Below are 14,620 nucleotides of genomic sequence, written 5' to 3' on the forward strand. Positions count from 1 at the left end.
TATATTTTTTTAACTCTTATAATAACTTTCAACAATCTTGTCTAAAAACTCTTTTTGATCTCCTGCCCAATGTCTGTCAGAAAAAATTTCAACTTCATTGAACCCCGAAAAACCGGCTTCCTCTGCCCATCCTCTGATGGTAGGGATATCTATACAACCTTCTCCCATTAAACCCCTGTCATTCAAGAAGTCTACGGTTGGACACATCCAGTCACAAATGTGAAAAGCATATAGATTGTCATTGCGCCCACATCTTAATAATTCTTCTCGTAAGTCAGGATCCCACCACAAGTGGTAAACATCAGCGGCAACACCAACATGATCTGAACCTATGGCTTCTGCCATATCATTGGCCTGTCCCATGGTATTTACAGCCGATCTGGTATCTGCATACATGGGATGCAAAGGTTCGATTGCCAGTTTTACTCCATGTTCAATGGCAAAAGGCAATACCTTTTCAATCCCATCTTTAATTTGTTCACGAGACTTTACCAAAGATTGCCCTGGATCAGCACCACATACCAATACGATCATGGGTGCACCCAATGCAGCAGCCTCTTCAATTGCCTTTAAATTATCTTGGATGGCCTGTTCTCGGGTTTTTGAAGAAACTGAAGGGAAAAACCTCCCCTCACCAAGGAAACGATCTCTAACCCATGACTTCTTAGTCTCTCTCCGGAAGCTGCAATATCTCTACCCCCCAGGTATTGACGCCATACGGAAATACCTTTTACTCCTACCCTTTCGTAGTTTTCAGCCGCTTCTTCCAAGCTCCAGGGCTTTGTAGTAATGGTGTGTACACAAAGCTTACTTAAATCTTTTATAGGTTTCACACTCATGACAGACAATTAAAGAAAGTATAATAAGTATCCTTGTCTATGATGCGTTGTACATACAATGCCAGCTCTCTTGCATGATAATCCCCCCACATGCTGGATTCATTACAAGCAATTTTTTGGCCTGCAGGTACATTGTCCCATCCGTTTGGTTCATGATAAATAGAATGCAAAAGCAAACCTTGATGATTTTTATCAGTGCTAAGGTAGGGCTCATCTAACAAAGTTTTTAGGACGGTAAGGCCTGCTTGCCAGTATGTATTTCCTTTTTCTCATCCCCGTTTTTCTTTAGGTAATGACCTAGTCTCAATAATCCCTGAGCACCAATAGCAGCAGCAGAACTATCTACCGGCTCGAAGTCATTGTAAGGGTCAGCAGGACGAGAAAGGTAATCCCCTAATTATGAAGATTAGGTGCTCCAGTATCCCAATAAGGAATGCCGTCTGTAGGTGTATGCTCGATGTAAAAATCGCAAGATGCTGTGGCTGCTTTTAACAAAAATGCTTTAATTTCTGCAGGATCTCCATAGGCTTTTAATGAAGTTTCGGATAGCGTCTCTATGTATTCTAACTCTTCAGCAAAACCACACATGGCCCAAGCCAACCCACGCGTCCAAGTAGAGAATCCTGTATATCCTTGCTGAGAATTAGGGCAACGATAATTGCCATCATTGGTATTAAAAACACTCTCATGAGCAGTTCTACCCCATAGATCATACCGGTCTCTACCTTCACCATAATATACAGAATAATCGGCTGTCGCTTTGGCATGTTGCAAACCTCTCACAAGAAGATTGACTTTCTTGTCATTCTCTTCTTGAAGCACATGTCCCAAGCTATGGCTAAGCATCAAAATCCTTACGGTTCTGATGGTATCCACAAAGAGTGAATGAGGGCCATTGAAGGAATACATAAATCCACCATCTTTGATGGGAGACCATCGGCTGGCTTGCACAGCACCTGAAATCTTCAATGCCAATTCATAATAATTCTTTTCCCATTCAACATAAGGAATTTTTTCCTCCACCATTAGTCTTAATAAATTACCATAGGTGCTGACATTGTTGAAACCATGGTCATGTACCCCTGTGTGGCTAATGTGAGGGGCCATATACTGATGCGTTTTTAGCTTTCCTTTTTCCAGAAAGCTTTTCTCACCTGTAGCATCAAACTGCAAGATGGAAGAGCCAAACTGGAAACCTTGTGTCCATTCGGTCCAACCTCTGGTTGCATATTTTCCATCTACTGTAAAAACAGGGGAACCTTGGTTTTGGGGTATTCCTTTTCAATTGCGGAGATTTTCTCAGCAGAGAGTTGCCAAAATTTATCCAGAGCAGATTTTAGATCTTTAGCTTGGATTTCAGAATCAATTGCAATCATACATTTAATGGGTTTAAGTTTATTTTGGAATTGTGATTTGTAGCTTTAAAATTCAGTATTATAATCTGATTTATAAAAGGTCAAATCATGCACTTTTTGTTTAAGATGATAAAGATATCTTAAAATTCATCTAATATAAAGGCATTTTTCACCCTATTGCTGGTACTTTTCGTTTTCCACCCATCTAAACTCAGATGGAGAAACACCCGTTTTCTTTTTAAAAATCCTGCTAAAATAGGATGGGTCAGGATAGTTAAGTTCATATGCTATTTCCTTATTCGAAAGGTCTGTATAGATAAGGTACCGTTTGGCCTGAAGCATTAAACGCTCCAAAATCACCTCTCCGGCGGTCATCCCAGTAATTTTTTTTACGTGTTTATTTAGCATACTTGGCGAAAGCTTCATTTTATCAGCAAAATCCTGCACCTGATGTACTTGCTTAAAATGATGTTCAACCAGCGCGTTGAATTGTTGAACCAATGCAAAATCCGGATCCAAGGTATTATTTTTATCAGCAAAATACCTTAGGTAAAATTGCTTACACTTGATCAAGAAAATCTGAAGATAATTATTTAAGATTGCTGTTGTAAAACTATTCCATTTTTTATACTCTTTTCCTATCACCTCTATCAAATCTAATAGATCTTTAAAATCCTCCTCATTTAAATTGAGAATTGGCACCAAGGTAGGATTGTTGAAATAAGGTAGTTGAAAAAGAAATTCTTCATTTTTTGTATCTAAAGCATAAAACTCTCTAGAAAAGACCATTAGGTATCCATGGTAGTCATTTTCTCTACTGATTTTATGTACTTGCCCGGGCGTGAGAAAATGCACACTTCTTGAATGGATAGCATGGCTGTTGAAATCAATCTCATGCTTTCCCGCTCCATTTACAAAAACACATATCTCATAATATTTATGTCGATGAGGTCTATCAGTCTCATGAGGATAGGTACTATTTTGAATGGTTTTTCCTTGAACTTCATAAATTTGGAATGCCCTTTTGTTAGTAATTTTGGGCATTTCATACGTTTTGATAGGCTCTTGCATGACAATCGGTATGTTAAACCTCTAAGGTAATCAAAAATATAAAATGTATTTTTCAAAAATCGTTAATAACATAGCTTAAAACAATACAATTTTTATCAAAAAACCACATAATCAATACTATTTTTAATTATAATGTATTTTTTTAGTATTTTCATTGTCATATTTTTAATTTCAATAGGTTTGTTTTACCTTTGAAACATCAAACAGAGACAAATGGTCTCTTATACTGTAGGATGATGAAACTGGCAGACATGCCCTCCTGTCTCGAGGGTGGAGATCTCAGGATAAAGAAAATAGCGAGCTCGTATTTTTCCTAACTGCTCCGTGGAGGTTCGACTCCTTCTCCTACAGCAGGTTATTTTGGGTTTATTGTTAATTGACTAAAGCTATGAGACATTGTTTCATAGCTTTTTTGTTTTCCCCTGGCTTAAATCCTTTCAATGAGTGTTATTAGAAATAATAGAAAAAATAAAATAGGCATAAAATAAAAAAGCAGGAGAATATCCCCTGCTTTTTATTTTGAAAACTAAACCAACTATTATTTAACTACCATAATACAAACAAAATTAACAATACCTGATTAAAAACCAAATTAACCTGATAAAAAATGGTTAATAATCTATTTTTTGTTACCCACTTTATATAATATACCCAATGCTAAGCCTTGGCTATATTGAACCCCCGGATCCTGATCTATATCATATAAGGATATACCTGTAAGGGTTACGTTAATAATATTAGAAATTTTGGCGGTTAGGGTTACATCCAATCTATGATCTATATTTTTCATGGAAAGCGTCTCATAGTTGGCGAACATGGTGTACCTTGATTTTAAGTTAAGGTTTTCTGAAAGATTCTTATCCAAACTGGCAAAAACCTGCATGGCTAACCATTCCACTCTAACCGTTTCCCCTGCCGGTACCCCATAATTTGCCGGTACATTTGCAATAATTTGATTGTCCGTAACGAAAGTAAATCTTGGTGAAAATGGACCTATTCTTAAGAAAAACTCTTTATTAGGCTTGAATTCAAAACCTAAGGATGAAGTCAGGTACCCCGGAGCCATAAACTTAGATATCAATGATTTGGTACCATCATCATTGTAAGTATAACCTTCTGCAAACTGGGAAAGGTAGTTTACTGAGAAGTAACTTGACCACTTATTGCTTAACTGATACCCTAATTTTGTATCCAGAAATATTCTGTCATTGGACTTTCGTGTCCCTTCCCCCTCGTTTCTAACTATCCCGAATAAAAGCTCCAACTCATTGTCCCAAGAAATTTTATCTTTTTGGTAAAGGGCTTTACCTGCAATGATACTTCCAAAAGCCACAGAATTTACTCCTCCGGCTTTCCAGTTATTACTAAATCCGGCCTGATTAAAGTTCAACCCTGCACTAAATTCGGATTGCCAGTATGATGTGTCTGTTGGAGTCTGCTCTGAAGCATCCGTACCACCCTGTGCCAGGGTTAAATTTATTGCTAGAACAAAAACCAGTAAGGTTAGTATAAAATTTTTCATGCTTTACTTTATTAATTTTCAATAATTGTGTATCTAATTTGAATTATTAAAAGAATTGAACCTTTATTATCAATTACTTTTAACTAAATTTATCAGTAATGAGCCTAATATAATTGCAAAATCTAAACAAAGCGCAAATCTATGGAAAATCAAACAGAAGAAACACTGATTGTTAGAGATTTTTTAGCTCGCCAGAGGACAAAGCTTGCCAATGACCGAACATTATTGGCCTATATAAGAACTAGTTTATATTTTATCGTAAGTGGAACAGCCTTAATTAAGGTAAACGACCTTGCAAATGTCAAGAGTTTAGGGTATTTTTCATTTTTGATCAGTGTAATTTTACTAATTACGGGATTTATAAATTATTTCAGACTAAGAAACAAACTGTCAAAAGGTAAATACCAAAAAATGTAACCCTTTTAACCTTACTAAATTTTAAAAAAATTGGTAGGCTATTTGCAGATAACCCCATAACATCAACGCTATTTCAAATGAAATTTTTAGGAATAATTTTAATTATCGTGGGAACAGTCATGTTTTTGATTACAGGTATATCCTACACCACCGAAGAAACGATTATTGATGCCGGACCATTAAAAATCAGTACCGATAAAGAAAACGACCTCAATTGGCCACCATACGCCGGAGGTATTGCTATCGTTGCCGGTTTTGTTTTAATGGCTGTAGGAAAAAGAAATAACTCTATCCATAAGCATACCACCCCTGTTTGTAGGTCATGAAAACAGAAATGTTCAATCCGAGCTTATGCAATTGCAGTCGTAATAAGTTTGCAATCCCCGGAAAATAAGGCTTTTTGAAATTTTAGCCTAGCATCGCTATATGGGAATAAAAAACAGTGACAAATGGGTTGATTTTGTGATAGCAAATAATAGATTCTATATTTAATCCTCTAAGTATTATTTTCGTATAAAAAAATAGCCGCACCATCGAGGTTGCGGCTATTTTTTTGATTTGCTTGTCAACTATTTCAATCAATTAATTTGACATCTTCTATCATAGCGGGCTCTAATTCAAAAATCTTTGATGAATATTGAAGATTTCTTCTCCTTCTTTTGGTTCCTTACCTACGTATCTGCCATCCTCTTGCATAACATATGCATTTACATTGTCCATCAGGTTGTACCTCAATATATTCATGAGCTGCTTTTGCAGGAACTCGTTTTCAACTTTAAATAAAGACTCCAGACGTTTATCAAAACTCCTCACCATGGCATCAGCGCTACCCACATAAATCCTAGGATCACCATTATTATGAAAATGATAGATTCTGGAATGCTCCAGAAAATCCCCCACGATTGAAATCACCTCAATATTTTCACTCAATCCCTCTCTCCCGGGTCTTAAGCAACAAATGCCTCGCACTATTAACTTAACCGGCACACCGGCCTGTGAGGCCCCGTAGAGGGCATGTATAAATTCGGAATCCTCCAAAGAATTGATTTTAATAAATATACCGGAAGGCAAACCTTTTCTGGCATTTTCAGATTCAATTTTGATAAACTCTATCAAGTTGTTTCTCATATCCCTAGGAGAAGTGATGAGGTTTTGATAGCTAGTAGGTGCCGAATGACCTGTAATCACATTAAAGAATTCGGAAACATCATTGGCCAAGGTTTCATTGGTTGTTAAAAGGCCAATATCTGTATAAATTCGACTGGTTTCTTCATTGTAATTTCCGAGCCTAAATGCACATAACGTGTGACCCTATTTTCCTCCTTTTTTACGATCAAAAGTAATTTGGTATGGGTTTTAAAATTACTTACTCCATAAATTACAAAACAGCCTGCTTTTTGCATTTTTTTGCTTCCCTGATATTGTTTTCCTCGTCAAATCGAGCTTTCACCTCAAACAACACAGAAACGTGCTTTCCATTTTCTACCGCTTTAAGCAAAGCCCCTACAATCCGAGAATTTTTTGCCAATCTGTATATGGTCATTTTTATGGCCATTACATGTGGATCATCTGCCGCCTTATCCAAAAGTTCCAAAATGGGCTCCATATCATTATAGGGATGATGGAGGAGAACATCTTTGTGTTTCAGCACCTCAAATATATCTTCAGAGGCTGCCTCGGGATAAGATAAAGGTGGGATAGGAGTAGGTGCAGCAGGCATTTTATCTTTGAAACGTTTGTTGCCTATTACCTGCCACAGGCCGGTAAAATCCATCAAACTTTTTCGTTCTATTTTAAAAATGCTGTCATCATGTAAAGTCCAACGTTGCTTGAGCAAATTAACCATCCACTTGCTGTAACCCTCTTCTATTTCAATCCTAACAACCCTGCCTGTTTTTCTTTCATTCAATTTCCTTTTTACTTCTTCCAGAAAATTGGTATCCATGTCTTCACTTTCCTCTAGGGTGAAATCACCATTTCGAGTAATCCTGAAAAGGTTAATGGACTCTATATTTACATTCCTAAACAAGGATACAATATGTTCCCTAATCATTTCTTCTATGGGAACATAAATGGTCATGTCTTCTCTCTCTAATTCAAAAAACCTGGGGATATTGGAAGGAATTTGTACAAATGAAAGTTTCTTGTTGTCCTTTTTCTCACCAGGGCCTATGGTTACCACTCCAAATATTAATAATTTATTCATCAAAATTGGAAAAGTATGGTACCCATCAAAAACCATAGGCGTCAACATGGGGTAAACCGCCTTATAGAAATATTCTTCGACAGTCTTTTGTTCTTCCGGCAAAAGATTACGCACATTACTCAGCTGGAAGCCGGATTCTTTAGTAGTGGCAAGCAATTCATTAACAAATTGCTTTTGCAGCTTTTTATGAAAAATCTGAGACTCGATCATTAGCTTTTTCTTAAAGCTATCTTCTCTAAGACCTGAATAATCTATTCTAACTTTATCATAATCAAGATAATTATACAATGACCCCACCCTAATCATAAAAAATTCATCGAGGTTAGAAGCTGCTATAGCAAGAAATTTAAATTTCTCGAAAATATTCCTTTTATCTTTTTTGATCTGGTCAAAAACCCTATCATTAAATTTTAGCCAACTAAGATCCCTACTGATTAATTTGCTATTATTGATGGTTTCTTCAATTTTATCAAGCTGGATCAATTTCATGTTTTTTCTATTATAATGGTAAAAGTAGACCAATGATACTAAATTATTTATAGAATAAAAAAAGGGCCAAATGCCCTTTTTTATTCTTTTGCGAACACCTATACCATTTATCAGGTGTCAATTTTTGCGTATTTAGCATTCTTTTCAATAAACTCTCTTCGGGGAGCCACTTCATCTCCCATTAGCATGCTAAACAAATGATCGGCTTCAGCAGCGGATTCTATGGTTACTTTTTCAAAGTCCTCGTTTCAGGATCCATCGTTGTGGTCCAAAGTTGCTCAGGATTCATTTCTCCAAGCCCTTTATACCTCTGAATATTGACACTGTCCTCTTTTCCATCGGGAGCCAATTCCTTCACAACCCTTTGCCTATCTTCTTCTGTCCAACAATACCTTTCTTCTTTGCCTCTTTTCAACAAATAGAACGGTGGTAGAGCAATATAAACATACCCACTTTCTATCAAATTCCTCATGTACCTGAAAAACAAAGTAAGTATAAGGGTCCTGATATGAGAACCATCAATATCAGCATCTGTCATGATAATGATTTTGTGGTAGCGAAGTTTGGACAAGTCCAATTCTTTTTCATCGTTCGCAGTTCCGAATTTAACACCTAAAGCTGTTAAAATATTTTTTATTTCATCATTATCGTAGATTTTATGCTCTTGGGCTTTTTCTACGTTTAGGATTTTTCCTTTTAAAGGCAATATGGCCTGAAAATCTCTGTCTCTTCCTTGCTTGGCAGAGCCTCCTGCAGAGTCCCCTTCCACTAGATACAATTCACAAACAGCGGGATCCGAATTGGCGCAATCTGCCAACTTCCCGGGAAGCCCTCCTCCACCGAGTACATTTTTACGCTGCACCATCTCACGGGCTTTTTGGCCGCATGCCTGGCCTGTGCAGCCAACACCACCTTACCGATGATTATTTTAGCCTCTTTGGGGTGTTCTAATAACCAAAATTGTAAGGTCTCAGAAACTGAAGCATCTACCGCACCAGTTACATCAGAGTTCCCCAATTTGGTTTTGGTTTGCCCTTCAAATTGAGGCTCAGCAACTTTAACTGAAATAACAGCTGTAAGCCCTTCCCTGAAATCATCACCTGAAATATCAATTTTAACCTTATCAAGCATCCCTGATTTATCAGCATAGCTTTTAAGGGTTCTGGTAAGTGCTCTTCTAAAGCCGGAAACGTGCGTACCTCCTTCATAGGTATTAATGGTATTGACGTAGGACACAACATTTTCTGTATAAGAATTATTATAGCCCATGGCCACCTGTACGGGCACACCGTTTTTCTCTGACTCTATGTAAATCGGCTTTTCAATGATTTTTTGTTTGTTTTCATCCAAATATTCAACAAACTCTATCAAACCACCTTCTGAATAAAAATCGTCTGCTCGATAATTACCCTCCTCATCTTTTTCTCGGAGGTCTTTAAGCGAAATTTTAATGCCTGCATTCAAAAAGGCCATCTCTCGCAAACGATTTGCTATCGTCTCATATTTATATTCTAAGATTTGAAAGATCTCATGATCTGGCTTAAAATGAACATGAGTTCCTCTGCGATCTGTCTCTCCTATTTCCCTTACTTCATATTGAGGTACACCTCTTACATACTCTTGTTCATGAATTTTTCCTCCTCTATGAACGGTTACCTTCATGGAAGAGGATAAAGCATTCACACAGGAAACCCCAACTCCATGGAGTCCACCTGAAACTTTATAGGTATCTTTATCAAATTTGCCTCCGGCATGTAGCACAGTCATTACAACCTCTAAAGCTGACCTGTTCTCCTTCTCATGAAAATCGGTAGGAACCCCCTACCATTATCCTGTACCGATACTGAATTATCTTCATGCACAATTACAGAAATGGTATCACAATGGCCGGCAAGTGCTTCATCTATGGAATTATCAACAACTTCCCAAATCAAGTGATGAAGTCCTTTAATCCCAATATCACCAATATACATGGCCGGTCTTTTTCTAACCGCTTCTAACCCTTCCAACACCTGAATATTCTGGGCTGAATAATCGCTTTTATTCGACGACGCTTTTTCCTTACTCATAGTTAGATTTTATGGCCTAAGAAGTGCCATTTCAAATTCAAATATTAAAACTAAACTAAAGACAAAAATACACAAAAAAAACGAGACTTTAACCCTTTTTTTGGCTATTGTTGCTATAATAAACATGGATATACCCTGAAATCCTATCTGACTGTATTTCAAGCAACAACTTCATTTTTTCACAAAATTTATTGAATAATTCTGGGAGAAGATACGCCTTTCTAAACTTTATACATTAAATAACGCCTCCATTAACTCATTAAAATATTCACTTAATACTGATCATCTGAATAGGATTAACCATGCACTAGACAGTAAAATTGTAGCCACTACAAAGCAGCAATTTACGCTTGGCAGCAATTGAATATTTGTTAAAGCAAGGCTTGGTTATCCATCTTCTTAAACAGATTGCTCGTTCAAGAAATCATACCGCAGGCTTTAATATTGTCCCGTGCTCAAGAGCACTAGGGTACATGCAGGGACCACTTCAATCCCATTGGTTTTCGCCAAATTCATTAATTCTTGATTTTCTGTACCGGGATTAAATATTATTCTTTTGGGTTTTAGAGATAAAATGTAATCATACCACTCATCTTGATGTTGTGGCCCAATATAAAGGGTAACGGTGTGAATGTCTTGCAATGAAGGTTTTTCCCTCAAATTAAGAATTGGTTTTCCTAAGATATTCCCTGTTTTGATACCAACAGGTACGAAAGGAATAGCTCGTTCATGCAACATATTGGCTGCAGTATAGGCATATCTAGATGGATTCGGACTTGCTCCTAAAACCACGGTTTTTTTATTTTCTGTCATCATTTAATTTTCTTTAAAATTACAGATGCAACATTTTATTTACCGCCCATATTTTTCTATTAATTTTTCTGCACAACGCTCTCCATCCATGGCTGCAGATACGATTCCTCCTGCATAGCCGGCACCTTCTCCACATGGATAAAGCCTGCTGATTTGAAGATGTTCAAAGCTTTCCTTGCTTCTTGGAATCCTTACAGGAGAAGAGGTCCTGCTTTCTACACCTACAATTTGGGCTTCATTGGTGTAATACCCCTTCATCTTTTTATCCATCATCGGCAATGCCATGGCCAATCTTTTCGAGATAAAATCCGGAAGAAAATCGTTTAAATTAACACTTTTTAACCCCGGCTGGTAGGAAGTGCTTGGTAGATCTTGACTCTGGCGATTTTTGACAAAGTCCACCACCCTTTGCGCAGGAGCAACCTGAGACCTTCCTCCGGCTTCCCAAGCGGCCTGTTCTACTTCCTGCTGAAACACCAAGGAAGCCAGTGGACCATATTGCCCATATCTGCCAAGATCTTCTAACTCTACAGCCACAACCATACCAGAATTGGCAAATTTGCCATCTCTTCTGCTTGGGCTCATCCCATTGACCACCACTTCCTCCGGTGAGGAAGCCGAGGGCACAATAAATCCACCCGGGCACATACAAAACGAAAATACACCTCTCTGCTTTCCATCCAACACGGTTTGTTGAACAAGGCTATAGGAGGATGCCGGTAAATAAGGTCCTCTATCTGATTGACAGTGGTATTGGATACTATCAATTAATTTTTGCTCATGTTCAATGCGCACGCCTAATGCAAAAGGCTTTGCTTCAATTAAAACTTTTTGCCTGTGGAGCAAATGAAAAATATCTCTGGCAGAATGTCCTGTTGCTAAAATCACTCCTAATCCAAAAATTTTCTCCCCCTCGCTTGTCACTACCCCTTTGATGGAGTCATTTTCCAAAATGAATTCGGTAACCTTTGTATTAAACAATACTTCTCCCCCTGCCTCTATTATACTTTCCCTGAGTTGAGTAATCAATAAGGGTAATTTATTGGTACCTATATGTGGATGCGCCTCCACTAAAATGTCTTCCTTGGCACCATGGGCAACCAAAATTTCCATAATCCTCCGTAAATCCCCTCTTTTTTTGAACGGGTATATAGTTTGCCATCCGAATAGGTTCCTGCACCTCCTTCACCAAAACAATAATTGGAATCCGGGTTTACAATGTGTTCTTTATTCAAAGCTGCCAAATCCCTTCGGCGAGAACGAACATCTTTACCGCGCTCCAAAACAATAGGCTTTTTCCCGAGCTCAATGGCTCTTAACGCAGCAAAAAGTCCTGCCGGGCCGGCCCCAACAATTACTATTGGGTCACTATTTGATACATTGGGATAATCTTTACCTCTACTGATAAGAGGTTCGGGTGTTTGACCGCTGTATACTTCAACAGTAACATTAATTTTAACCTTTCTGCCCCTTGCATCAATAGACCTCTTTGTGGCCCTAATTATAAGGTCTTGGTGAGGAGAGAGCCCTGATTTTTCCGCTACTATTTTATTAAACAAAGCTTCATTATAAGCTTCTTCGGGGCTTAAAGCCAGCTGCAATTCTTTTTTCATAAGTTACTTTTCCACCACATCTAGCAATTCCGAATCCACCCATCGTTTACCCCATTCTTTAATTTCCGACTCCGTCCACAATTCAGGATAAAAATAACTTTCTGAAATCTAGGTGGTAAAAATTTTTGCCAATTGGTACCTCCTGTTGCTGCTATATCCATAGGGTTTTTGTGCAGGTATTTCACTGCGGATTTATAGTGTGCTAGTGGCCAAAAAACATTGGCTTTTTCATCCAGCTCTTTCATCAAACTTGTCAATTCGTCATCCTTCTCATCCAAGTAAACGTATTTCTTCCACAAGTTATTTTTTCTGAATTTCGCAATCAGCTCCTTTAATTCAGTTCCATATTTTTCTTCAAAAGACTTCAGTGTCAAAGTTTTTCTCCGGTCGCCAATTCCTTGGCTCCATATTGCCAATATAAAATATCAAACAAACTATCTATATTGGTAAGGTTAATGTCTTTATAATCTTCTCTTTGCTCCAAGTATACAAGATTTTGAATATCTGTACACATAATTTCTATCATTCGATATTGGGCGCTCTGAAAACCACTTGCAGGTAGCAAAGACATCCTAAATTTCATAAACTGCTCTCTTTCCATCCCTTTCCACATGACGGCAAAAGAAGAAATTAACAAGTCAAAATACATAATGACCCTTTTCAGCCGTTCTTTAAAAAACTTAAGACCTATATTGTCAACAGCAGCCATTTGTTCCAACTCCCATAAAATCAGGTTGAAGTATAACTCGGTAATTTGATGATAAATGATGAAAATCTTCTCGTCTTTAAAAGAAGTTCTTGGCTGTTGCAGAGTAAGGAGGGTATCTAAATTTATATAATCCCAGTAGTTAAGATAATCTGCATGCAAAAGCCCTTCAAGGTAAGAGGATAAATCCTGTCCTGAAGCCCTGAATTTTTCTTCCAGAAGTTTAATTTTATCTACTATTTCCTTTTCGGGATATTTATTTTCCATGCGGGTTGCTGAAGCATTATTTCATTAAAACACATTTAACAGAATTATTCTTGGGAAAACCAAGCATAAATCTCTATCTGCCGGCAAATTAACAAGATTTTCGCGTAAACAACCCTTGTATTCGCCAAAAATAGCGCAACAATGACTTACATCATTCATTTAAAAATTTTAAAGATTTCATCTGATCCTACTTTTTATCACCACAGTTTTGGTAGGGCTCAAAGGGTCATTGCTAAAAAAGTAATGGTTTTGTGGTCGATACCCTTACGTCCTTTTGGATCAAATGAAAAAACAAGATCCACTTTTTCTCCTGCTTTTATATCTATAGTGGGGAGCTCATAGGTCAAACAATCACAATTGGTAACAATCTTTCGTATGTTTAACAATTTTGGCCCGGTGTTTTCAAGCGTTAAAATTCTGGAAATTACATTTTTTGGACCAATTTTACCCAAGTCAATTTCCATTTCTTCAACGAATAGCTTGGGCACCTCATTCACTTGACTTAAAGGTAGCGGAGGAAAATACTCATGAATGGTAGCCATTAAATGCATGGGAACATTGAATCGCTCTCCTGATAAAAATGAAAGCGGAAATGTATCACGGAGAAAGCCTAAATCATCTCTTAAAGCAGGGTCATACTCTAATTCTAAAACGCCTCTACTATTACCTTCTACCAAGGGAGGTTCCATCTTTACCTTGACATAAGAAGGGATACTGTCCTGTTTTAAATTGAGTTGGATTGGGAAATCATTGAAGTTATAAAAGTCAATAAATTTAATTTTAGGTTTGTTGGTATACATCGTACCCAAATTATTTTGGTTGAAAACAAAACCTAAGCCATTCTTCTTTACTTTGTAATGGACTTCAGGATCCTCCGGATAATGAATATTCACCCCTTCCAAAAACAAAGAATCTCCTGAAGGTTTAACATTGGTTTTAACCAGAATCATTTTTGAGAAAGTGCCTCCTCTAGTTTCCGGGTCAAAGGTAACCTGAAGGTGACCAACCTTATTTGGGGCCAAAGTATCTTCAGAATAGGCAACCACGGCACAGCCACAGTCTGTAATTACTTCTTTGATATATGCATTGGAGTCTGTTTGGTTTAAATAATAGAAATCTGCCAACTTAATTTCGTTTTCCGGCAATACCCCTCCAATGTTTATCAGATTATTTTCCCAAATTAAGCCTTCTTCTCCAACTTCCTGACTATTAACAGCTACGATGTTAGAAAGCATCATAGCACCAACATTTAA

The 14,620-nt window shown here is 37.5% G+C and carries 9 protein-coding genes and 5 pseudogenes; 2 read left to right on the forward strand and 12 right to left on the reverse strand.

The features are described 5' to 3' along the window. Nucleotides 1-9: 9 nt before the first annotated feature. The 5 genes and pseudogenes from WG932_RS09445 to WG932_RS09465 all read right to left on the reverse strand — a co-directional run bounded on the left by WG932_RS09445 (nucleotide 10) and on the right by WG932_RS09465 (nucleotide 4,787). The gene (locus tag WG932_RS09445; RefSeq protein WP_483088611.1) at nucleotides 10-585 is read right to left on the reverse strand and encodes a sugar phosphate isomerase/epimerase family protein; all 576 of its coding nucleotides are present in this window, start codon (nucleotides 583-585) and stop codon (nucleotides 10-12) included. Continuing rightward, entirely contained in the window at nucleotides 570-839 is a 270-nt protein-coding gene (locus tag WG932_RS09450) for a hypothetical protein (RefSeq protein ID WP_483087761.1), read from the reverse strand. The genes WG932_RS09445 and WG932_RS09450 overlap by 16 nt, the downstream gene beginning before the upstream one ends. Further along, a pseudogene (locus WG932_RS09455) lies at nucleotides 836-2,215 on the reverse strand (glycosyl hydrolase). Before WG932_RS09455 ends, WG932_RS09450 begins: the two are co-directional and overlap by 4 nt. Nucleotides 2,216-2,368: 153 nt before the next feature. Continuing rightward, entirely contained in the window at nucleotides 2,369-3,238 is an 870-nt protein-coding gene (locus WG932_RS09460) for an AraC family transcriptional regulator (RefSeq protein WP_242067744.1), read from the reverse strand. 646 nt (nucleotides 3,239-3,884) lie between these two features. Beyond that, the gene (locus WG932_RS09465) at nucleotides 3,885-4,787 is read right to left on the reverse strand and encodes a DUF3078 domain-containing protein (protein WP_014022937.1); all 903 of its coding nucleotides are present in this window, start codon (nucleotides 4,785-4,787) and stop codon (nucleotides 3,885-3,887) included. 141 nt (nucleotides 4,788-4,928) lie between these two features. On the opposite strand from WG932_RS09465, the gene WG932_RS09470 reads away from it, so the two are divergent. After that, entirely contained in the window at nucleotides 4,929-5,204 is a 276-nt protein-coding gene (locus tag WG932_RS09470; RefSeq protein ID WP_014022938.1) for a DUF202 domain-containing protein, read from the forward strand. A gap of 77 nt (nucleotides 5,205-5,281) precedes the next feature. After that, complete coding sequence (locus WG932_RS09475; RefSeq protein ID WP_483087762.1) at nucleotides 5,282-5,530, forward strand: hypothetical protein; 249 nt, start codon at nucleotides 5,282-5,284, stop codon at nucleotides 5,528-5,530. Nucleotides 5,531-5,816: 286 nt separating this feature from the next. Here the strand turns inward: WG932_RS09475 and WG932_RS09480 are convergent, their stop codons facing one another. The 7 genes and pseudogenes from WG932_RS09480 to WG932_RS09510 all read right to left on the reverse strand — a co-directional run bounded on the left by WG932_RS09480 (nucleotide 5,817) and on the right by WG932_RS09510 (nucleotide 14,605). Then, on the reverse strand, nucleotides 5,817-6,422 hold the full coding sequence (locus WG932_RS09480) for a hypothetical protein (RefSeq protein ID WP_483088612.1): 606 nt from the start codon (nucleotides 6,420-6,422) through the stop codon (nucleotides 5,817-5,819). A 12-nt stretch (nucleotides 6,423-6,434) separates the two neighbouring features. Then, nucleotides 6,435-7,899, reverse strand: a pseudogene (locus WG932_RS09485) (polyphosphate kinase); the annotation flags it as partial. Between the two features lie 110 nt (nucleotides 7,900-8,009). Then, nucleotides 8,010-9,968 (reverse strand): annotated as a pseudogene (gene gyrB / locus WG932_RS09490) (DNA topoisomerase (ATP-hydrolyzing) subunit B). A gap of 438 nt (nucleotides 9,969-10,406) precedes the next feature. After that, nucleotides 10,407-10,784: a CoA-binding protein gene (locus WG932_RS09495; protein WP_041934854.1), complete on the reverse strand. Its 378-nt coding sequence runs from the start codon at nucleotides 10,782-10,784 to the stop codon at nucleotides 10,407-10,409. 36 nt (nucleotides 10,785-10,820) lie between these two features. After that, nucleotides 10,821-12,394 (reverse strand): annotated as a pseudogene (locus WG932_RS09500) (NAD(P)/FAD-dependent oxidoreductase). A 3-nt stretch (nucleotides 12,395-12,397) separates the two neighbouring features. After that, a pseudogene (locus tag WG932_RS09505) lies at nucleotides 12,398-13,367 on the reverse strand (tryptophan 2,3-dioxygenase family protein). Nucleotides 13,368-13,585: 218 nt separating this feature from the next. Next, nucleotides 13,586-14,605 carry a DUF1573 domain-containing protein gene (locus WG932_RS09510; protein WP_483087763.1) on the reverse strand — a complete coding sequence of 340 codons (1,020 nt, stop codon included), beginning with the start codon at nucleotides 14,603-14,605 and terminating at the stop codon, nucleotides 13,586-13,588. Between the last annotated feature and the right edge of the window lie 15 nt (nucleotides 14,606-14,620).

Source organism: Cyclobacterium sp. SOCE241, assembly GCF_056867545.1.